We start from the raw sequence: 19,446 nt of genomic DNA on the forward strand, positions 1-19,446 counted from the left end.
AGCGAGCTGATCGAGCTGGTTGCCGAGGACAAGCCGGTCGACGTCGAAGTCGAGAGCGACGAAATCGAGCTGTTAGCCGACGACAGGCCAGTCGACGTGGACGTCGACAGCGAAGCGACCGAGCTATCGGTCGAGCTCAGGCCGGTCGACAGCGAGCTGATACCCGTCGAGGTCGAGGTGGACAGCGAGCTGATCGAGCTGGTTGCCGAGGACAAGCCGGTCGACGTCGAAGTCGAGAGCGACGAAATCGAGCTGTTAGCGGACGAGAGGCCAGTCGACGTCGAGGTCGACAGCGAAGCGACCGAGCTATCGGTCGAGCTGAGGCCGGTCGACAGCGAGCTGATGCCGGTCGAAGTCGAAGTGGACAACGAGCTGATCGAGCTGTTAGCCGACGACAGGCCAGTCGACGTGGACGTCGACAGCGAAGCGACCGAGCTGTTGGTCGAGCTGAGACCCGTCGACAACGAAGTGATACCGGTCGACAGCGACGAGATTGCGCTGCTGGACGACGACACCGTCGTCGACAGCGAATCCACGATGGAATTGGTCGCGAAGAGTTGGGAGCCGTTGATCGCGTCCGTGCTGGTCGGCGTGATCTGACCTGCTGCGACGTTGGTGATCTGACGCGTGGTGGCCGTACTCGCGTTGCCGACGCTCACCACGCTGCTCGGGTTGCCGCCCGCGAACGTGGTGGTTACGCCGCCGACGGTACCCGTTGGCGTCGCGTGGGGCGTGTCGGTGACGGAGCCGCTGCCGAGTGCGACGTCGCCGGTGTTGTTGGCGATGGCATTCGGGCCGATCGCGACCGAGTCGGTGCCGAGCGCCTGGCTGTCGGCTGCCGTCGACTTCGCGTGGAAGTACTTGATGCCCTGGCTGTTGATGCTGTCGATCGCCGAGCCGACGCTGCTGGCGGTCGACGTCGTGCCATTCGCGTTGTACGTCGTGTACGCCGGAGCGGAAACCGTTCCGGTCGTCGGATCATACTTCGCACCGCCGCCGAGGGCGGAGGCCGTGCTGGTGCCGAGATTGTCGGTCTTGGTCGTGACCGTGCTGAGGCCGGTGGACAGTGAATTGATACCGGTCGAGGTCGACGTGGAAAGCGAACTGATCGAGCTATTCGCCGACGAGAGGCCGGTCGACGTGGAAGTCGACAGCGAAGCGACCGAGCTGTTGGTCGAGCTGAGGCCCGTGGACAGCGAGCTGATACCGGTCGAGGTCGAGGTGGACAGCGAGCCGATCGAGCTGTTCGCCGACGACAGGCCGGTCGACGTGGACGACGACAGCGAAGCCACCGAGCTATTGGTCGAACTCAGGCCCGTGGACAGCGAGCTGATACCGGTCGAGGTCGAGGTGGACAGCGAGCCGATCGAGCTGTTCGCCGACGAGAGGCCGGTCGACGTGGACGACGACAGCGATGCAACCGAGCTATTGGTCGAGCTCAGGCCCGTGGACAGCGAACTGATGCCAGTCGAAGTCGACGTCGACAGACTGGTGATGTTCGACATAGTCGTGGTTGCGACCGCGTACAGTTGGCTGCCGTTGATCGCGTCCGTGCTCCCTGCGCTGACCAGGCCGGCGCCGACGTTCTGAATGCGGCGTTCGGCGTTGATGGCGCCGACGCTGACCACGCCGCCCGCCGATCCGGCGCCTGCGTACGGACCGAAGCTCTGGCCGCCGATCGTCGAGCTGCTGACCAGGCCGGTGCCGCCGGTCGTGGTGCCTGCCGTCGCGATCGTCGTCGAGTTGCTACCGAGCGCGACCGAGTTCGCGATGGTCACGCTCGACGCGGTGCCGATTGCGATGGCATTTGTGGCCGATGCATTAGCGTTTTGGGAGAGTGCGATCGAGTTTGAACCCGATGCGGTCGCGTTCGCTCCCAAGGCCGTCGCATAGGTGCCCGATGCGACGGCTGCCGCGCCGACGGCGACCGAGCCGGCGGTGCCGCTGGCTGTCGAGCCGTTCCCGAGCGCCAATGCGTCCGAGCCAGTGGCCAGCGACTTGGCCCCGAAGCTGCCGATGGTGCCGAGCGAGATCGCGCCGGTGCCGGTTGCGGTCGCGGCATTGCCGATGGCCACCGCTCCATTGGTGCCCGTGGCCGTCGCCGAGCTGCCAAGCGCGACGGAGCTGTTGGTCGCAGTGGTGCTGTTACCCAGTGCGACGGCGCCCGTACCGCTTGCGGAGGTGCTGTTGCCGAGCGCGACGGCGCCGGAACCGCTCGACGTGTTGTTTGCACCGATCGCCAGTGCACCCGTGCCGGTTGCGCTGTTCGGATCGCCGATCGCGACCGCGCCGTCGCCCGTCGCCACCTGGCCTCGGCCGATTGCGACGGCACCGCCCGCTGACGTGGCGCTGTTGGCCGTCGTGCCGCTCGAACCGATCGCGACGTTCTGGCCTGTCGCGCCCGAGACGACGCTATCGCCTTGTGCAATACCGTACGCGCCATTGACAGTCGCGTTGCGGCCGACCGCGACGCCGGACGTGGCGCCCGATGCAACGGAAGACTGACCGCCGATCGCGATCGAGTCCGAAGCGGCTGCTTGCGCGCCCTTGGTTGCGTTACTGCCGATCGCGATTGCACCCGCACCCGATGCGATGGTCGAGTTTGCCTGGGACAGCGGCGTCGTGCCGTTACCGCCCGCGCCGCCGATCGCGACCGAGTTCAGCGCGTTCGCGGTCGAGCCGAAGCCGAGCGCGGTGGACCCGGCGCCGCTGGCGGTGGTTTCGAGGCCGGCGGCTGTGCCCCACAACGCAGCCGAGCTGAGGAAGCCCATGGCGGTGCCGCCCTTGCCGGTGACCTGAGAGTAGGTGCCGTAGACCGTCGCGGCGAGATTGTTGTTGCCGGATGCGTTACAGCCGGTCACGGTCGACCACGTACCCGAGCCGTCGGTCGGATACGAGTTGGTGTCGCCCATGGTTATGCGCCCGGCTGCCGTGCTGCCGCTGGAGGACGTACAGCTCGATGGCGAAAACTGTCCGAATCCGTTGACTGTCCCGGGGATGTAAGTCGCCGCGCTGGCGAACGATGGCAGACCGATCGTCAGCGCCGCGAGGGCCGCGACCACAACTGCGGACTTGTTCGGCTTGCCCCGTGCCGAATCGTGTTCGGATGCCGCGACCCAGGCGCCAAGGGCTTCGTTCCAGATCGAGCGGTATGTGCGGTTCATGTCCTACTACCTCCAAATATGCACGCCACACACCGGTCTCTTTCGTTAGAGGAATCTGCCGTGCGCTCGCGCGAATCTTAAAATTGATGGGCGGAGTTTATTTGAGGCGATATTTTGAGATTGACAAACAGTGATAAATCGAAGGTTTTGGAAGTTAAAAGATGGTTAATAGATTGTGTTTTGAGCTGTTGGTGTGTAAGAAAGTTGAAAATGACTGGAAGGTGGAGTGAAGGTCTCGTGCGGATGCGGTGATGGATGAAAAAAACCATAAAAATCAACGTTGTGACGTGGTTTTGTGTGTGTTGCCGCACATTTGGTAACCAAAAAAGTAAGACAAATGAAACGACAAACGTTTGCGGCAAACGTTTGCCTTTCTGTGTTGTAATGTTTGGCGGGACACTGGCTTGTATGCATTCGAGACTCTTGTTAATTTATTAATACGAGATTTGATGTGGATTTTTAATTGTATTTATTGATTTTCTGGGATATCAAAAAAACATGAGCTCCAGATTGTCTGATTATGCTGGTTTGCGCATCTCATCGGCCGCGCGCGCCCGTGGGGCGGGCCTTCGCCGGCCGCCCGTTTCACAAAGTTGTAAAAAAGTGCTACAGGTGCATTGGTACGGCGATTGGGATTCCACTTCGGAATCTGTTCAATTGACGTACTTCATATGACGGGTTGGGGCAGGGGGAGACGAGGTGCCAGATCGCCCGCGCCGGGCAGTCTTGCAACCGGAGTCGTTGCGATGAGGTGGCGGGGCGTCCACGATGACGGCTGAAGACGCGAACGAAGGGGAGCAACGGGGAGCCGCGAGCAGGAAAGCCGGATCTGCTTCACGGTGACTCGACCGCGCTGGCAAGGGGGCATTCCGCGGGAGAGAAAGACGATACGCAAGCGCGTCGGATGAGCACCGTCAGGCTGATGGGTGTCCGTTGACTGGCGTGATGCCGCACCCAAATCGCCGGATGCGAGCCGGGATGTGGTTCGTTCTCGTCCGCAAGGGGGAACCGCGATGAGGATGGCAGCCGCGGCAACGCGCCCCGGTTCTGCCACCCGGTCCGGGCGGCGCCGTACATCGTCCCGGACAATGCGCCGGCGGCCGGCCTGCACCGCCGGCAACCCGCCGCCGCAGCCTTATTTCCGCATGAATCGCAGCGCGAGGCGCGCCATGCGCGGCACGAACATCGGGCGCAGCAGCCGTTTGTCGTACCCGGCCATGCGCCGGTCGTTCTCGCTGACGCACAGTTCGATCAGTTCGCGCGGATTCAGCGCATCGCCGATGTCGGCAGTGCTCGTCGCCGGAAAGTTCGCGTCGTGCGCGACGCCGTCCGCATCGATCCCGCGCGCGATGCCGATGCGTTCCCGGATCAGGAATGCCCACACGGCCGCCACCCGCGCGAAGAACCACGGCCGGCGCCACCACGGCAAACTCCGCCAGTACCATGCATACCAGTTCACGAAGAACAGGATGTGCCGGCCTTCCTCCTGGATCACGGGCTCGAAGGTGTCGACGAGTTCGGGCGGGAAATAGCCGGAGCGTTGCGCGGAGCGGAACAGGCCGAACGCGAAGAAGCTGTCGATGCATTCGCTGAAGCCGGTCACCATCCACGACCACTCGGGGTCCTTCGGTGCCGGATAGGCCGGTTCGGGGGCGAGCTTGATGCCGTATGCCTGGACCAGCTTCGACAGCACGACCTTGTGCCGAGCTTCCTCGGCGCCGTCCATCTCGAGCGCCCGGCGCAGCAGCGGATCGCCGACGGTTGCGGCGAAGGTGGCGACGCGGATCGACGCGCGGCCTTCGGTCTGCACGGCGATGTCCCAGATCGGCAGCGACGTGAGCCGCTTGAGTTCGTCGGGCTTGAGCGGCGGCCAGTCGATGACGGCCGGTTTGTACGGGTTGTGCGTATCGAGCAGCATGCGGCAGAACATTTGCCTGTGCGCATCGGAACCGATCCTGACCGGACCTTGACGTTCGAAGGTCCAGTTGCGCATGGCGTGATCTGCCGCTGCATGGTCTTCCTGCAGCGTGTCGGACATGGCTGTTGTTATGCGATTACGAGACGAAAGATTCTTGCATAGCTTCCGTAATCGCGCATTTTCGAGCAGCCCTGCTGCTGCCGGGTGCCGCGCTCAGGCCTGTGTATCGACCCAGAGGCGTCCCCAGCGGGACGCATACGCGAGCGCGTGTTCCTCTTCGAAGAAGAAATCGATTGCGTCGAACGATACGGCGCGCGGCGACGGGCCGCCGCTTGCCTTCTCGATCGTCAGGTTCGCGGCGAACAGCCCGTTCGGCAGCCGGGCGGCGGCGGGGGCGACTTCGTAGCCCTTGTAACGGATCGTGCGGTTCATGGCGTGCGCATGGAAGGTTCGGGCTTTCAGCGTACGAAAACCCGCGGCCCGCGTGAACCAATCTTTCGGCCAATGCAAATCACGTGGTGGGCCGGATCGTTATCGGGGTGGGGAGCTGGCATGAAGCAGGCGGCAGCGCTGCGATGCGCGCCGGACTGCCAGACGCGCGCAGCCCGCGCGCGGCGAACGTCGTCGGCCGGGCGCGGGCTGCGGGGAGGCGGGGATTACTGGTTGGCGATCTTCAGCACGGGCGCGAGCGCGTCGACCGACGCGGCATGCGTGGCCGCGCGATGCGATGCGAACGCGAGCGCGAATTCGGCTGCCTGCGAGCCGACGGTCTCGAGCTGTGCGACGACCTTCGGATCCGAGCAGCTGTCGGCGCTCTCGAAGCGCGTTTCGAGCGTGTTCACGGTGGCGCCGAACGGGGTCGGCCAGCCGCGCAGCGCGTGGACGATCGAGCGCAGCGACGTCAGCACGGTGCCGGCGGCCTGCCAGCCGTAGGCCGTGACGATCAGGCCGACCGCGCGACCGTCGAGGTACGGGCGCTCGTCGGCGCGCAGTTCCTCGAGCGTGTCGAGCGCGTTCTTCACGAGGCCGGACACGCCGCCGTGATAGCCGGGCGTCGCGATGATGATCGCGTCGGCTTCGCGCACGGTGTCGATCAGTTCTCGCTGCGCGTCGGTCAGCGTCTTGTGTTCGGGGGCGTAGTGCGGCAGCGTATGCAGGAACGGGCCGTCGAACAGGCGCGTGCGTGCGCCGGCGGCTTGCGCGCCGCGCAGCGCGAACGACAGCGCGCGCTCGGTCGACGACGCGGCCCGGGTGGTGCCGCCGATGCCGACCACGAACGGGCGGCGGTGTTGATCGAATGCAGTCAAAGGGCGCTCCTTGGGGATGGCTTGCCCGGCTAAGCACAGGCTTAAAACCAGATGGTAACGACCCCGCCGCCACTCTGAAAACGACTTTTCGTTCTATCGATATGCCAGGCACGCGGGGCGCGCGTGCGCGCGGCGACGCAGATGGATAGCAGAAATGCATGGTTGGGACGGCGAGCCGCGCTCGATAAGATGGGCCCGTCTCCTCCATGAATGTCTCTACTGACATGGGTTGGCCCCGCCGCGCGGATGCAGGCGGGGCTTTTTTTCGTCCGGCGCCGGAAAGGGGGCGCGATGCGCGGGGTTACTCGAACACCGGCCGGAAGAAGCTGCGCTCGTAGCTGACGATGCAGCGTGTTTCCTCTGCATACCGGAACGCGGCCTGGCACGCGGGATCGGCCTTCGAGCGTTCGCGATAGCGCTCGTACTCGGCGAGACTCGGGAACGAGAACATCGCGAGCGCGATGTTGCTCGCGCCCTCGGAAGGCAGGAAGTAGCCGTGGTGCGTGCCGCCGAATTGCTCGACGAGCGGAATCCACATCTTGCCGTAGGTTTCGAACTGCTCGAGTTTGTACGGATCGATGACGTAGCGAAGGAAGCAGGTGACCATGTGCGCTCGCGGTGCGGTGGAGGATCAGCGAGTCTGGAGCGCGTCGCCGGGTGTGTCAACGACGATGCGGGGCGCTCGCGCGGGGCATAGCGAGTCCGGAATCGCGCGGCATGGGGGCGGCGACGCAGTGTGCGTCACGCATTGCTTGCAGGCACAACGATCGGTGTGTTCGACCACGTGACCGAAGGCGCCGGACGCATGAAAATGCACACCGTCGCGCCATCGCCTCGCTTCGAATTCTCGTCTTTTTTACGACATTTTTTCTTGCGACGCCTCGCGGCGCGCTCCTAGACTTCGGTCATCCTGACCACGGAGCGCTGCCATGTCGATATCCCGGAACACGATCGCCGAACGTTCACCCGCCGCGCCGCCTGCCGTGCGCGCCGACCGGGTCATCGTGCGGCGCTTCGATCCGGCAGTCGACAGCTACACGCAGCTCACCGCGCTGCTGCATCGTGCGTTCGCGCGACTCGGCGCGATGGGGCTCAACTGTACGTGTGTCGACCAGGCCGAGGAGGTCACGCGTCGCCGCGCGGAAGCGGGTGAATGTCATGTCGCGGTGTCTGGTGGTCGCGTCGTCGGCACGATGACGCTCTACGCCACCGATCCGGCGTCGCCGTGTTCGCTGTACCGTCGCGACGGCGTCGCGAGCGTGCGCCAGGTGGCCGTCGATCCCGGCTGGCAAGGCGGCGGGATCGGTGCGACGCTGCTCGCATTTGCCGGGCAGTGGGCCGCGTTGCGCGGTTATTCGCTGCTCGCGCTCGATACGCCGCATCCCGCGTCGCATCTGCTGGCGTTCTACCGGGCCCAGGGCTTCGACGTCGTCGATATCGTGCGCTTCGCCGGCAAGCGCTATGACAGCGCGATCCTGTGCAGGCGTCCCGTCGCATGCGTCGCGCGTCGCATGCCGCCGGCATCGCGGCGGGGCGTACGGCCTGTCGTGACGGCGCAATCATGGGCGCTTCGCGCGATCGCGGCGATCCGGGCCGACTGGCGTGCGCGTCGCGGTACGCGCTCGCCGGCGATGGGGGCGGCCGGCGCGGCCAGCTGCCGCTCGTCGCCGTGGCGGCCGCGTCCGCACGGCCGCGTCGCGGCGCGAACGGTGTGAACGGTGTGAACTGCGCGAACGGTGCGAGCGGCACCGGCCTGATTCGGCGTGCCGGTGTGCCGGCGTGGTCCTACTCGTCGCGAGCAGGCGTGTCGCCGCCGCCGCGTGCGAGGCGCCATGCGATCGTGCCGAGCACGCCGACCGCGACGACCAGCGCACCCCACAGCACGTAACGGCGGGCCGCATCCGTATCGGCTGCCGGCCCGGGCGCGACCGCCGAGGCCGGCAGCGCCGCACCGACGCGCGCGGGCCGTACCTCCGGCGCCATTCCGACCAGCAGCGCATCGCGGCTCACGGCCGACGACGGCAGCGACGCATTGCCGACACCGAGCGTGAACGGCGGCATGCCGCGCGCGACGAAGGTCAGGGCGGCCGGATGCCAGCCGACCGCGACGGCCGGCTGGCCGCCGCCGAGCCCGCCGTTGCGCATGTCGACGATGATTCGCCACGCGCGATCGGGATTCGATGCAAACGCCAGCGGCGGGTTGCGCTGTTCGCCGCCCTTGCCCTGCAGCCGGAACAGCACGGCATTGGCGACCTCGCGCCACGGCGCCTGCGCGTCGGGGCGACTCTGCAGCGTTGCGCGCGCAACCGTATTCGGTTGCGGCAGGTCGATGCGCACGCGGTCGACCGGATAGGCGCCATCGGTATCGAACAGATACTCGCCGGGCGCGCCGCCGGCCCGCACGTGTACGGCTTCGCGCCATTGACGCGGCACGGCAGCGGAGTCCGCCGTGCGCGCATCGTGCGGTTGCGTTTCGATCTCGATCGATCCGATCGCGGGCGCGCCGTCGAGCCAGTCGAGCCGCAGGTAGCGCGGTCCCGCGCCCTCGAGCGCGATGCGTTCCTGCACCAGCAGGTCGCCGCCGCGGCCGACCTTCAGCAGTTGCGTGCTGCCGAGCGAGCGCCAGCTGCGCAGGTCGTCGCTCGCTTCGACGGCGACACGGCCCTGGTAGCTGTCGTCGCTCACATGCACGAGCAGCGCGTCGACCTCGCCGTCCGCATGCGACAGGTCGACGAGATCGGCCGCGTGCTTTGCGCGAGCCGGCGCGGTGACGGCCGCGCGCAGCGAGCCGTCCGGCGCGACCGACACGCCGAGCGGCGCCTGACCGTCGTCGGCGCGCGCGGGCGGCAGCGGGAACCAGTGCACCGGCGTGCGCGCCGGCGGCACGGCGGCCGCCGCAGGCGCATCGAGCGAATACGGCACGGGCTCGCCGGCGCCGTTGAACACGCGCACGTCGCCGAGATCGTCGCGCCGGCTGGCCGCATAGATGGCCTGCGGCACGGTGAGCTGGTAATACGCGGCGCTGCCGTCGAGATCGAGCGAGAAGCGCCGCGCGACGCGTTCCGCGCCGGGGGCGCCGTCGGCCGTCGCGAACGACGTCAGCAGGCTCAGGCCGAGCAGGGCTGCGAGTCGTTTCATGGTTGGGTGTCGCCCGGTTGGGCCGCGGCCTTCGGCGGCAGCGGCGAGAAATAGCCGATCAACAGCAGCAGGATGCCGATGCCGATGAACGACACGATGCGTTCGATGCCGGTGACGTGCGACAGGTCGAACAGGAACAGCTTGATCACCGTGAGCGCGAGGAGTGCGGCGCCGACGAACCACAGCGGACGCAAGCCGCGGCGCGTGGCCCAGATCATCGTCGCGAGCGCGCAGAGCGTCCAGTACACGGAGACCGACGCCTGCACGAGCGTCGATTCCGCCATCGCGTCGAATGCGTACGGCACGCCGGTCCAGTGATGCAGCGTGCGCAGCAGGATCGCGTTCAGCCACAGGAAGGCCGTTGCGCCGGCCACGCCGAGCAGTTCGACGCGATAGTTGCCGAACGGCCAGCCGAGCGTGCGCGCACGCACGAACCACGACGCGGCGAGCGCATAGACCACCACCAGCACGAGGTCGAGCGGATTGAGCAGAGGAATGCGCGCCCAGCTGCCGCCGTCCTGCGTGAAGTTCGCGTAGAAGGTCCAGGCCCACATCACGACGATCAGCGGCAGCGACGCGAGCGCGCACACGCGCGCGATGCCGTTGCGGCGCGTCAGCCACATGCCGGCGAACGCGAACAGGCTCCAGCCGACCATGAACACCTGCTGGATGCCGAACGAGGACAGCACGGCGTCGATGTCGTAGGCCAGGTGGAAACGCTGATGCAGCGTGCGCAGCAGCAGCGCGTTGAACCACAGGAACACGGTCGCGAGCGCGGCGAGGTCGGCCGCCAGCGGATGCCAGGTGACCCCGAGCGTCTTCAGGCGGCGCAGCCAGGTGGCGAACGCGACGAAGATCAGCAGTTGCGCGACGTCGAGCGGATTGAGCAGCGGCAGCCAGAACAGCGGCGACGCATCGCCGTCGCTCGTCACGCTGGCGATGCTCCACAGCCACAGCAGCGCGGCGAGCGGCGCAGCCCCCCATACCTGATACGCGCGCGGGAACGCGGCGACCGGCCAGCGCAGGCGCGAGCCGGGGCCCGACACCAGCAGAAGCAGCGCGCCGAAGCCGTAGGCCCACGCGCTCCAGCTCCACGCGCCTTCGGGGACGAACGCGCGCAGGCGCCAGAAGCCCTCGAGCGAGAACAGCCCGCACAACGTCCAGAACATCAGCGTGTGCAACGGCGCGATCACGGGAACGGGGATGGCCGCCACGGCCAACGTGCCCGCCGCGCCCGCCGCGCCCGCCGCGCTCGCCGCCGGACCGGCTGCCGCCGTGCCGCGCGACTGCCGCAGCAGCAGCGCATAGCATGCGATGACGGCGATCGGCCACGCGAACGCGCCCATGCCCGACAGCGGCGCCTCGTGCGAATCGAACGCGCGCAACGCGAGCAGCGCGAGCACCGGCGTCAGCGCGAGTGCCGGCCATTCGGCGATCGGCCACGCGAGCTTGCGGCGCGCGACGTGCGCGAGCCACGCGGTGCCGGCGGCGAACAGCGCGGTCGCGTCGACGACGAACCGGTCCGCATGCAGGTCGACGTGACGGCCCGCGTAGACGAGGATCTCGTGCAGTCCGCCGCTCAGCCACCACAGCAGCCCCCACGCCGCGGCGGCCGCGCCGACGTCCGGCATCCACGCGTGCCACGCGCGCGCTTCGTCGCGTCCGTGCAGCCACCAGCCCGTGAACAGCCCGGCGAGCGCGATCAGCAGCATCGCGATGTATGCGCTGTTGAGCACCGGCAGCGCGTTCGTGTCGGCCGGGCCGAGCAGGCTCGTGAAGAATGCGCCGGCCGCGGCGATCTGCATCAGCAGGCCGAAGCCGAACGGCGCAAGGCGTTTCTCGCGCACGCCGACCCACACGATCGCCGCGCCTTCGATCGCCCACGCGGCACTGGTCGTCGGGCCCGAGAACGCGAGCGGCACCGCGAGCGTCGCGAAGATCACCGCGAGCGCGAGCATCGCTTCGAACAGCAGCGCGAGACGATCGCGGCGCCGCGCGAGCCAGGCGGCGATCGCGACATAGAACGCCGACAGCGCGACCGCGCTCCATGCGAGCCCGAACGGCATGTCCTTCACGAGCGACGCCTGCAGCGCGGTCGCGACGATCGGCGTGCCGAACACGAGCGTGCCGTCGACATAGTGACGCAGCGCCAGTTCGCGTTTCACCGCGTACAGCAGCGCGATGCCGACATACATCAGGAAGAACAGGATCAGGAACGGCTCGGTGGTCGCGAACAGCGCGGGGCGGTACGCCGTCACGCCCCACGCCGAGCCGATCGTGAACGTGAACACGAAGCCGAGCAGGTTCAGCGGACGCCAGGCCTTGAACCACGCGATCGCGAAGATGCCTGCGTTCAGCAGTGCGTAGTAGCTGAACAGCGCGACATGGCTGCCGTGGCCGGTCGACAGCAGCACCGGCGCGAGAAAGCCGCCCGCGCTGCCCATGAACGCGAGCGGCAGCGCGTTCTGCTTCACCGCGAGGAACGCGCTCAGCGCGCACACCGCGACCATCAGCGGGAACGCCGCGCCGACCGGCAGCAGCGCGTAGAGCTTGGTCGCGGCGAAGATCGTCAGGTACAGGATGCCGATGCCGCCACCCTGCAGCACGAGACCGTACGCCGCGCGGCGCGCACGCACGCGCCAGCCGATCGCGAGCAGCGCGGCCGCGGCGAGCGCCGTGCCGGCCAGGCGGAATTCGATCGGCAGCATGTTGTTGTCGGCCGCGTACTTGAGCAGGAATGCGACGCCGAAGAACAGCACGATGATGCCGACGCGCACGACCGTGTTGCCGCCGAGCAGCCAGTCGCGCGCGGCGCGGAGCGCGCGTTCGGCGATACCGGGTTCGCGGGGCTTTGGCGGGGCGGGCGAGGCGGGCGGCGTGGTCGATGCGGGCGCACCCGTCGGTGCGCCGGCGGCGGCCGGTGCGGCGCTCGTCCGCGTGGCGACTGCCGGCGCGGGCGCGGGCGCGGACGTCGACGACGGCACGCCGGCGCTCGCGACCGCAGGCTGCACGGATGGTCGAGGCGGGATCGCGGCGGGTGCAGGCGTGATGGCGGAGGGAGGCGTCGACGGCACCTGCGCGGCGCTGCCGGTCGCTGCGGCACCGGCCTTCGCGCCGGCGAGCTGGCCGCGCAGCAAGTCGAGCTCGCGCGTGAGCGCGTCGACCGTCGCTTCGAGGCGCGCGACGCGATCGGCGAGCGGCACGGGAGCGGGTTGCGGCGTCGCGGAAATCGCGAACGCGTCGGGGGGCGTACCGCCGTGCGTGTGCTTGCGTTGCTGCAGCGCGTAGCCGATGCAGAACCCGGCCGCCGCACCGAGCAGCGCGCCGTTGGCGGCGGAGAAATCCCCGAACAATGCGGCGATACCGCCCACGATGAAACCGATTGCGGCAAAAGCCCAATTCATCGCCTTGCTCCCTCTCTCATTTCGTTATCGTCCTTCGATCGTCGCGCGGCGCGATCGAGGCTGTTTCCGTATGGCCGGCAGGCGAACCGGCATGCGCGGACTGCCGGCGCAGCGCCATGCGCAAGGCGCGCGGCGACGTCGCGATCGGCGTGTTTGCCGGAATGTATCACAATGGCCATGGGGGATTTTCTGGGTTGCGGGCGGGCCGCGAAGCATGGCTGCCGCGCGTTCGCGGCGCCTGTTTTCGTACGACCATTCTTTTTCCCGGCGCCGGGCAGGCGAGACGGTCCGATCGGACGTGGAATTGTCGTAAAGCGACGCGCGGTTTTTGCGGGTTGTCGTAAAACGCCGCCGCTCGCGCGTCGCGCTGCTGCGCACAAGTCACGCCCGCGATGCCCGCCGGTGCTGGCTGTGCGCGTATTGCGTCGCCGCAATCGGGGGCCGCCGAGCGCTGCGCCCCGTGGGGCGGGGCTGCGGGGTGTGTCGTATTTGCGCAAGCGTTTGTCGTAATTCGTCGGCAGGTCGGGGTTTTTTCTGGCAACTATGTAGGCACGTTGAGTCACACGCGTGAGTCCCCGCTACACGAGGAGAAGGTTTCGATGGATGCCCCCAAGGTCGTAGTCGAAGGTCTGTGCAAGGTATTTGGAAGCAACCCGCAGCAGGCGCTCGACATGCTCGCCGCCGGCGCAACGAAAGACGATGTGCTCAAGCGTACCGGTCAGGTCGTCGGTGTGCACAACGTTTCGTTCGACGTGCAGGAAGGCGAAATATTCGTGCTGATGGGCCTGTCCGGCTCCGGCAAATCCACGCTGATCCGCCTCGTGAACCGGCTGGTCGATCCGAGCGCCGGCAAGGTGCTGATCGACGGGCTCGACGTCGCGTCGGCACGCCGCTCGGCGCTGACCGCGCTGCGCCGCAAGGACATGAGCATGGTGTTCCAGTCGTTCGCGCTGATGCCGCATCGCACCGTGGTGTCGAATGCCGCGTTCGGCCTCGAGGTCGCGGGCGTCGGCAAGAAGGAACGCGAACGCCGTGCGATGGAGGTGCTCGAGCAGGTCGGCCTCGCACCGTTCGCGCACAAGCTGCCGTCCGAGCTGTCGGGCGGCATGCAGCAGCGCGTCGGCCTGGCCCGCGCGCTGGCCGTGAACCCGTCGCTGATGATCATGGACGAGGCGTTCTCCGCGCTCGATCCGCTCAAGCGCCGCGAAATGCAGGACGTGCTGCTGCAACTGCAGAAGGAACAGCGCCGCACGATCATGTTCGTGTCGCACGATCTGGAAGAGGCGCTGCGCATCGGCAACCGCATCGCGATCATGGAAGGCGGCCGGCTCGTGCAGGTCGGCACGCCGCAGGACATCATCGCGAACCCGGCCGACGACTACGTGCGCGCGTTCTTCGACGGCATCGACACGAGCCGCTATCTGACGGCGGGCGACCTGATGCAGACGGGCGCCGTGCCGACCATGTCGAAGTGCGACGCCGCGAACGTCGCGGCGACGCTGAACGGCAGTGCCGAATATGCGTTCGTGCTCGACGCCGCACGCAAGATCCGCGGCTTCGTCACGCGCGAGGCGATCGGTCAGGACACGCCGTCGGTGCGGCCGATCGAAAGCATCCGGCGCGATGCGTCGCTCGAACATGTCGTCGCGCGCGTCGTCGCGAGCCCGAATGCACTGCCCGTCGTCGACGACGACGGCTGCTACTGCGGCTCGGTCGACCGCGCTCTTATCCTGAAGGCCATCACGCGTTCGCGAGGCTCCCATGTCTGAAATGATTCCGCTCGGTACCTGGGTCGACCAGTCCGTTCACTACCTGCTCGATCATGACGCGGCGACGTTCGATGCGATCGGCCGCGCGATCGAGGGTCTCGCCGCCTTCGTCGAGCACAGCCTGCAGGCGATCCCGATGTGGCTGATGATGGCGATCTTCATCGGCGTCGGCTTGTGGCGCGTGGGCTGGCGCTTCGCGCTGTTCACCACCGCGTCGCTGCTGCTGATCTTCGCGACGGGCTTCTGGGATCAGACGGTCATCACGCTCGGCCTCACGCTGTCGTCGACGATCATCAGCCTCGTGCTCGGCATTCCGCTCGGCATCTGGGCCGCGAAGAGCAAGTGGGTCGCCGCGATCGTGCGTCCGATCCTCGACCTGATGCAGACGATGCCCGCGTTCGTCTACCTGATTCCTGCCGCGATGCTGTTCGGTCTCGGCCGCGTGCCGGGGATCCTGTCGACGGTGATCTTCGCGATGCCGCCGGCCGTGCGCCTGACGAGCCTCGGCATCCGTCACGTGAACCGCGAGATCGTCGAAGCCGGCCAGGCATTCGGCTGCACGCCGTGGCAGCTGCTGTACAAGGTGCAGTTCCCGAACGCGCTGCCGTCGATCATGCAGGGCGTGAACCAGACCATCATGATGGCGCTGTCGATGGTGATCATCGCGTCGATGGTCGGCGCGGGTGGCCTCGGCAACGACGTGCTCGCAAGTATCCAGCGCCTCGACATCGGCCTCGGCTTCGAAAGCGGTCTGTCGGTCGTGCTGCTCGCGATCATTCTCGACCGCATCACCGAGAGCTTCGGCCGCGCGCCGGGCACCGCGAAAGCACCGCTGTTCTCGGGCCTGAAGCAGCTGTTCCGCGCGAAGGCCGCGCCCGCGCAAGCGTAAGCAACCGGCGGCCGGTTCGACTTCCGGCCGCCTCTTCCGATTCGATACCGGCTTCCGTGGCGTTTGCCACGGGGCTGGCTGCGTGCAACCTGCTCAACCGTTCGCCAGGAGCTCGATGTGACGTCCGCCGCCGCTGCCGCCGTGCCCGCCGCTCGCGTTTCACCGGTTTCGTCCCTTGCCCATTTCGGCTTCCTGACGCTGCCGCACTTCTCGATGATCGCGTTCTCGAGCGCGGTCGAAGTGCTTCGGATGGCGAACTACGTCGGGCGTGCCGATCACTACCAGTGGTCGATCTATTCGCTCGACGGCGCCCCCGTGCGGGCCAGCAACGGCATCGCGGTGCGGCCGACCCAGGCGCTCGACTACACGAACCTGCCCGACGTGATGATCGTGTGCGGCGGGATTCACATCCGCGAGGTGGTCGACGACGGCGCGCGCGACACGCTCGCGGCGCTCGCCGAACGCGGGCTGCCGCTGGGCGGCATCTGCACCGGCGCGTATGCGCTGATGTCGGGCGGCCTGCTCGACGGCTATCGCTGCACCGTGCACTGGGAGAACCTGTCCGCACTGCATGCGGAGTTTCCGCAGGTGGGGTTCGCCGACGAGCTGTTCGTCGTCGATCGCGACCGGCTCACCTGCACCGGCGGCACCGCGCCGCTCGACCTGATGCTGAATCTCGTCGGCATGCGTTTCGGCCAGCAGCTCGCCGCGCAGGTGTCCGAGCAGTTCATCCTCGAACGCATCCGCAGCTCGACCGATACGCAGCCGATCCCCGTCGACGCGCGCGTCGGCTTCTCGCGCGCGGAACTGATCGAAGTGGTGCGGCTGATGGAAGCGAACATCGAGGAGCCGCTGTCGCTCGAGGAACTCGCGCGGCTCGTGCGGCTGTCGCAGCGTCACCTGCAGCGGATGTTCAAGGTGTACCTGAACGTGTCGCCCACTCACTATTACCTCACGCTTCGGCTGAAACGCGCGCGCGACCTGCTGCGCACGACGGATGCGTCGATCGCGCGCGTGACGACGACGTGCGGATTCCATTCGCCGTGTCACTTCAGCAAGGCGTATCGCGCGCAGTTCGGTCACGCGCCGAGCTACGAGCGACGGTTGCCGGGGCGCTGACGCAACCCGCGCGAACCATTCGGTCCGCGACGCCGCCGGGATCGCGGCGCGCGGCTTCAACCATCGATCCCGCCCCCATGAAAAACGACGTCACTTTGAGGAGAAGACAGATGAAGCGCCAATTGATCGCAGCGGTATGCGGGATCGGGATGGCCGCGCCGATGTCGGCGGTTTATGCGGCCGACCCGCCCGTATGCAAGAACGTGCGCTTCGCGGACGTCGGCTGGACCGACATCGCTGCCACCACCGGTCTTGCAGCGACGATGCTGCAGGGGCTCGGCTACGCGCCGACCAAGACGATCGCGTCGGTGCCGATCACGTTCGCGGGCATCAAGAGCAAGCAGATCGACGTGTTCCTCGGCTACTGGTCGCCGACGATGGACCCGATCATCCAGCCGTTCACGAAGGCCGGCACGATCAAGGTGCTCGCCACGCCCAACCTGACCGGCGCGAAATACACGCTCGCGGTGCCCGACTACGTGTACCAGGGCGGCCTGAAGTCGTTCGCCGACATCCAGAAGTACGCCGACAAGCTCAACGGCAAGATCTACGGGATCGAACCGGGCAACGACGGCAACCTGCTGATCAAGAAGATGATCGACGGCAACCAGTTCGGCCTCGGCAAGTTCAAGATGGTCGAGTCGAGCGAGGCCGGGATGCTGGTCGAGGTGAACCGCGCGATCCGCGACAAGCAGTGGATCGTGTTCCTCGGCTGGGAACCGCATCCGATGAACGTGCAGATGAAGATCGACTACCTGAGCGGCGGCGACGACGTGTTCGGCCCGAACTACGGCGAGGCGAAGGTGCTGACGGCCACGCCGCCGGACTACGCGCAGCGTTGCCCGAACGTCGCGAAGTTCGTGTCGAACCTGCAGTTCACGACGTCGATCGAGAACCACGTGATGTTGCCGATCATGAACAAGGAAGACCCGAACAAGGCCGCCGCCGAGTGGCTGAAGGCGAACCCGCAGGCGCTCGACAAGTGGCTGGCCGGCGTGACGACGCTCGACGGCAAGCCGGGCCTGCCGGCGGTGAAGGCGTATCTCGGCGTGCATTGAGCGTCGACGTGACCGGCGCGCTCGCCGAAGGCGGCGCGCCGGCGTGATGAAACGCGGCCCTCCCGTATCGCGCGGGCGGGCCGCGTTGCTTTCGGGCTTCGCGTCGATCGGCGCGAAGCCGGCCCGCGAACACCTCGTCACGATTCCTTCGTCGCCGCCGGCACGTCGAACACGCGATCGAACGCCCACTGGAACACGAACGCGTAGCAGAAGAAGAACGCGAACAGCCCGATGTCGACGACGAACGCGTCGAACCACGAGATGTCGAGCCACCACGATACGACCGGCACGAGGATGAAGATGAGCCCGCCCTCGAAACCGGTCGCATGCAGGATCCGTCGCGCGAGCGTGCGCGCGGGCTGCCGGCGCGACGCTTCCCAGCGCTCGAACAGCGCGTTGAAGATCATGTTCCACAGCAGCGCGATCGCCGACATCGTCGCGGACAGCGCGCCCGAATAGACCAGACCCTGCTTGAAGAGCGCCGCGATCGCGGGCGAGATGCAGGAAATGGCGATCGCTTCGTAGAGCACCGCCTGCGTGATCCTGCGCGGTAGGCCTTGCACGTTGGTTCTCCGGTTCGACGGTCGTTGGTTCGTCGATGGTTGGGCGGCGGGTTGGCCGCTGCTGCGTGCTGCGGCCGCCGTGCCGCGACGTCCCGGAAGGCTACCCGCGTTGCGCGCGTGCCTCAATTCACCTAATCTCACGCGGATTGAATCGAATTCAACCCGGCCGGATCCGGCCCGCGAGGCGTCGTGTTCTCGAAAATTCCCCTGACCGCATTACGTGTATTCGAGTCGTGCGCGCGGCTCGGCACGTTCAAGGCGGCCGCCGACGAACTTTCCGTGACGCCGGCGGCCGTGTCGCATCAGATCAAGTCGCTCGAAAGCCGGCTCGGCGTGCTGCTGTTCGAGCGCGGCGCGAGCGGCGTGCGGTTGACGGACGAGGGCGGGCAACTGTTTCGTGCGTGTCACGACGCGCTGCTCGGCATGAGCCGCGGGCTCGATGCGCTGCGGCCCGCGACGGCCGATGCGCGCACGCTGGTGCTGACCACCACGCCCGCGTTCGCCGCGATGTGGCTGATTCCGCGGCTCGGCCGGTTCCGGCGCGTCGATCCGCAGTTGCACATCAAGGTGGAAACCGGCAACGCGCTCGTCGATCTCGAACGCGACGCGCGGGTCGATCTCGCGATCCGCGCGACGTCGCGCGCGTTTCCCGCGCTGCACGAGATCGCGCTGATCGACGAGTATTTCGGCGCGTATGCGGCGCGCGGCCTCGACGTCGGGCGCGCGAACGAGCGTATCGAGCTGATCGAGACCACCTGGGATACGCCGCTTCCCGTGTCGATCGACTGGGCATCGTGGTGCCGTGCGGCTGGTCGCGAAGCATGGCTCGAGCGCGCGGTGTTCCGCCATTACGACGACGAGCATTACGCGCTGCAGGCCGTGCTGCATGGGCAGGGTGTCGGGCTGCTCAGTTCGGTGCTGGCCGCCGAGCACGTCGAACGCGACGCGCTGACGCCGATCGATGCATCGGTGCGGCTCGCCGGCGCGCGTTTCGTCGCGCTGTGCCGGCCCGGGCGAGAGCGCGAGCCGCGGGTCCGGCGGTTTCTCGACTGGCTTGAAGCGGAAATCGTGCAGACGCGCGACACGGTCGCGCGGATCGCGCCGCCGACGTAACGCA

At 67.2% G+C, this 19,446-nt stretch carries 13 protein-coding genes and 1 pseudogene; 6 read left to right on the forward strand and 8 right to left on the reverse strand.

The window, feature by feature from the left end; genetic code table 11:
- The 5 genes from DIE17_RS22970 to DIE17_RS22990 all read right to left on the reverse strand — a co-directional run.
- Nucleotides 1-3,164 (reverse strand): ESPR-type extended signal peptide-containing protein (locus tag DIE17_RS22970; RefSeq protein WP_260439260.1); only part of this gene is annotated, 3,164 nt, incomplete at its 3' end.
- Nucleotides 3,165-4,299: 1,135 nt separating this feature from the next.
- Nucleotides 4,300-5,202 carry a ferritin-like domain-containing protein gene (locus DIE17_RS22975; RefSeq protein WP_124485089.1) on the reverse strand — a complete coding sequence of 301 codons (903 nt, stop codon included), beginning with the start codon at nucleotides 5,200-5,202 and terminating at the stop codon, nucleotides 4,300-4,302.
- A gap of 93 nt (nucleotides 5,203-5,295) precedes the next feature.
- Nucleotides 5,296-5,514 carry a hypothetical protein gene (locus DIE17_RS22980; RefSeq protein ID WP_006749916.1) on the reverse strand — a complete coding sequence of 73 codons (219 nt, stop codon included), beginning with the start codon at nucleotides 5,512-5,514 and terminating at the stop codon, nucleotides 5,296-5,298.
- Between the two features lie 224 nt (nucleotides 5,515-5,738).
- Nucleotides 5,739-6,389 (reverse strand): NADPH-dependent FMN reductase, encoded by a 651-nt coding sequence (locus DIE17_RS22985; protein WP_044844444.1) that lies wholly within the window; start codon nucleotides 6,387-6,389, stop codon nucleotides 5,739-5,741.
- Nucleotides 6,390-6,690: 301 nt separating this feature from the next.
- Nucleotides 6,691-6,996, reverse strand: coding sequence for an NIPSNAP family protein (locus DIE17_RS22990; protein WP_124485090.1), 306 nt, complete (start codon nucleotides 6,994-6,996; stop codon nucleotides 6,691-6,693).
- A 322-nt stretch (nucleotides 6,997-7,318) separates the two neighbouring features.
- Here DIE17_RS22990 and DIE17_RS22995 point away from each other — a divergent pair, with 322 nt between their 5' ends.
- Nucleotides 7,319-8,104 carry a GNAT family N-acetyltransferase gene (locus DIE17_RS22995; protein ID WP_124485091.1) on the forward strand — a complete coding sequence of 262 codons (786 nt, stop codon included), beginning with the start codon at nucleotides 7,319-7,321 and terminating at the stop codon, nucleotides 8,102-8,104.
- A 70-nt stretch (nucleotides 8,105-8,174) separates the two neighbouring features.
- Here DIE17_RS22995 and DIE17_RS23000 read toward each other — a convergent pair whose 3' ends face one another.
- Together DIE17_RS23000 and DIE17_RS23005 are read right to left on the reverse strand one after the other, a co-directional pair.
- A complete protein-coding gene (locus DIE17_RS23000; RefSeq protein ID WP_124891645.1) occupies nucleotides 8,175-9,527 on the reverse strand; it encodes a DUF3999 domain-containing protein in 1,353 nt (450 codons plus the stop codon).
- Complete coding sequence (locus DIE17_RS23005; protein WP_124921310.1) at nucleotides 9,524-12,931, reverse strand: DUF2339 domain-containing protein; 3,408 nt, start codon at nucleotides 12,929-12,931, stop codon at nucleotides 9,524-9,526. The genes DIE17_RS23000 and DIE17_RS23005 overlap by 4 nt, the downstream gene beginning before the upstream one ends.
- A 357-nt stretch (nucleotides 12,932-13,288) precedes the next feature.
- Between DIE17_RS23005 and DIE17_RS23010 the strand changes: the two are divergent.
- The 4 genes and pseudogenes from DIE17_RS23010 to DIE17_RS23025 all read left to right on the forward strand — a co-directional run.
- Nucleotides 13,289-14,700, forward strand: a pseudogene (locus DIE17_RS23010) (glycine betaine/L-proline ABC transporter ATP-binding protein); the annotation flags it as partial.
- On the forward strand, nucleotides 14,693-15,589 hold the full coding sequence (choW, locus tag DIE17_RS23015; RefSeq protein WP_044844439.1) for a choline ABC transporter permease subunit: 897 nt from the start codon (nucleotides 14,693-14,695) through the stop codon (nucleotides 15,587-15,589). The pseudogene DIE17_RS23010 and the gene choW, both read left to right, overlap by 8 nt.
- Before the next feature lie 117 nt (nucleotides 15,590-15,706).
- On the forward strand, nucleotides 15,707-16,708 hold the full coding sequence (locus DIE17_RS23020; RefSeq protein WP_044844438.1) for a GlxA family transcriptional regulator: 1,002 nt from the start codon (nucleotides 15,707-15,709) through the stop codon (nucleotides 16,706-16,708).
- Nucleotides 16,709-16,818: 110 nt separating this feature from the next.
- Nucleotides 16,819-17,766, forward strand: coding sequence for a choline ABC transporter substrate-binding protein (locus DIE17_RS23025; RefSeq protein ID WP_124521396.1), 948 nt, complete (start codon nucleotides 16,819-16,821; stop codon nucleotides 17,764-17,766).
- A 137-nt stretch (nucleotides 17,767-17,903) separates the two neighbouring features.
- Here the strand turns inward: DIE17_RS23025 and DIE17_RS23030 are convergent, their stop codons facing one another.
- The gene (locus DIE17_RS23030; RefSeq protein ID WP_124485095.1) at nucleotides 17,904-18,329 is read right to left on the reverse strand and encodes a PACE efflux transporter; all 426 of its coding nucleotides are present in this window, start codon (nucleotides 18,327-18,329) and stop codon (nucleotides 17,904-17,906) included.
- 189 nt (nucleotides 18,330-18,518) lie between these two features.
- Here DIE17_RS23030 and DIE17_RS23035 point away from each other — a divergent pair, with 189 nt between their 5' ends.
- Nucleotides 18,519-19,442 carry a LysR substrate-binding domain-containing protein gene (locus DIE17_RS23035; protein WP_124921311.1) on the forward strand — a complete coding sequence of 308 codons (924 nt, stop codon included), beginning with the start codon at nucleotides 18,519-18,521 and terminating at the stop codon, nucleotides 19,440-19,442.
- The last annotated feature ends 4 nt before the right edge of the window (nucleotides 19,443-19,446 follow it).

Origin of the sequence: Burkholderia sp. Bp9099, from assembly GCF_003857805.1 — a bacterium.
Taxonomy (GTDB): Bacteria; Pseudomonadota; Gammaproteobacteria; order Burkholderiales; family Burkholderiaceae; genus Burkholderia.

Bases quoted from the DNA above. Each gene is read 5' to 3' on its own strand.
- DIE17_RS22975 (WP_124485089.1), bottom strand. From the start codon at position 5,202: ATGTCCGACACGCTGCAGGAAGACCATGCAGCGGCAGATCACGCCATG.
- DIE17_RS22980 (WP_006749916.1), bottom strand. From the start codon at position 5,514: ATGAACCGCACGATCCGTTACAAGGGCTACGAAGTCGCCCCCGCCGCC.
- DIE17_RS22990 (WP_124485090.1), bottom strand. From the start codon at position 6,996: ATGGTCACCTGCTTCCTTCGCTACGTCATCGATCCGTACAAACTCGAG.
- DIE17_RS22995 (WP_124485091.1), top strand. From the start codon at position 7,319: ATGTCGATATCCCGGAACACGATCGCCGAACGTTCACCCGCCGCGCCG.
- DIE17_RS23000 (WP_124891645.1), bottom strand. From the start codon at position 9,527: ATGAAACGACTCGCAGCCCTGCTCGGCCTGAGCCTGCTGACGTCGTTC.
- DIE17_RS23005 (WP_124921310.1), bottom strand. From the start codon at position 12,931: ATGAATTGGGCTTTTGCCGCAATCGGTTTCATCGTGGGCGGTATCGCC.
- choW (WP_044844439.1), top strand. From the start codon at position 14,693: ATGTCTGAAATGATTCCGCTCGGTACCTGGGTCGACCAGTCCGTTCAC.
- DIE17_RS23025 (WP_124521396.1), top strand. From the start codon at position 16,819: ATGAAGCGCCAATTGATCGCAGCGGTATGCGGGATCGGGATGGCCGCG.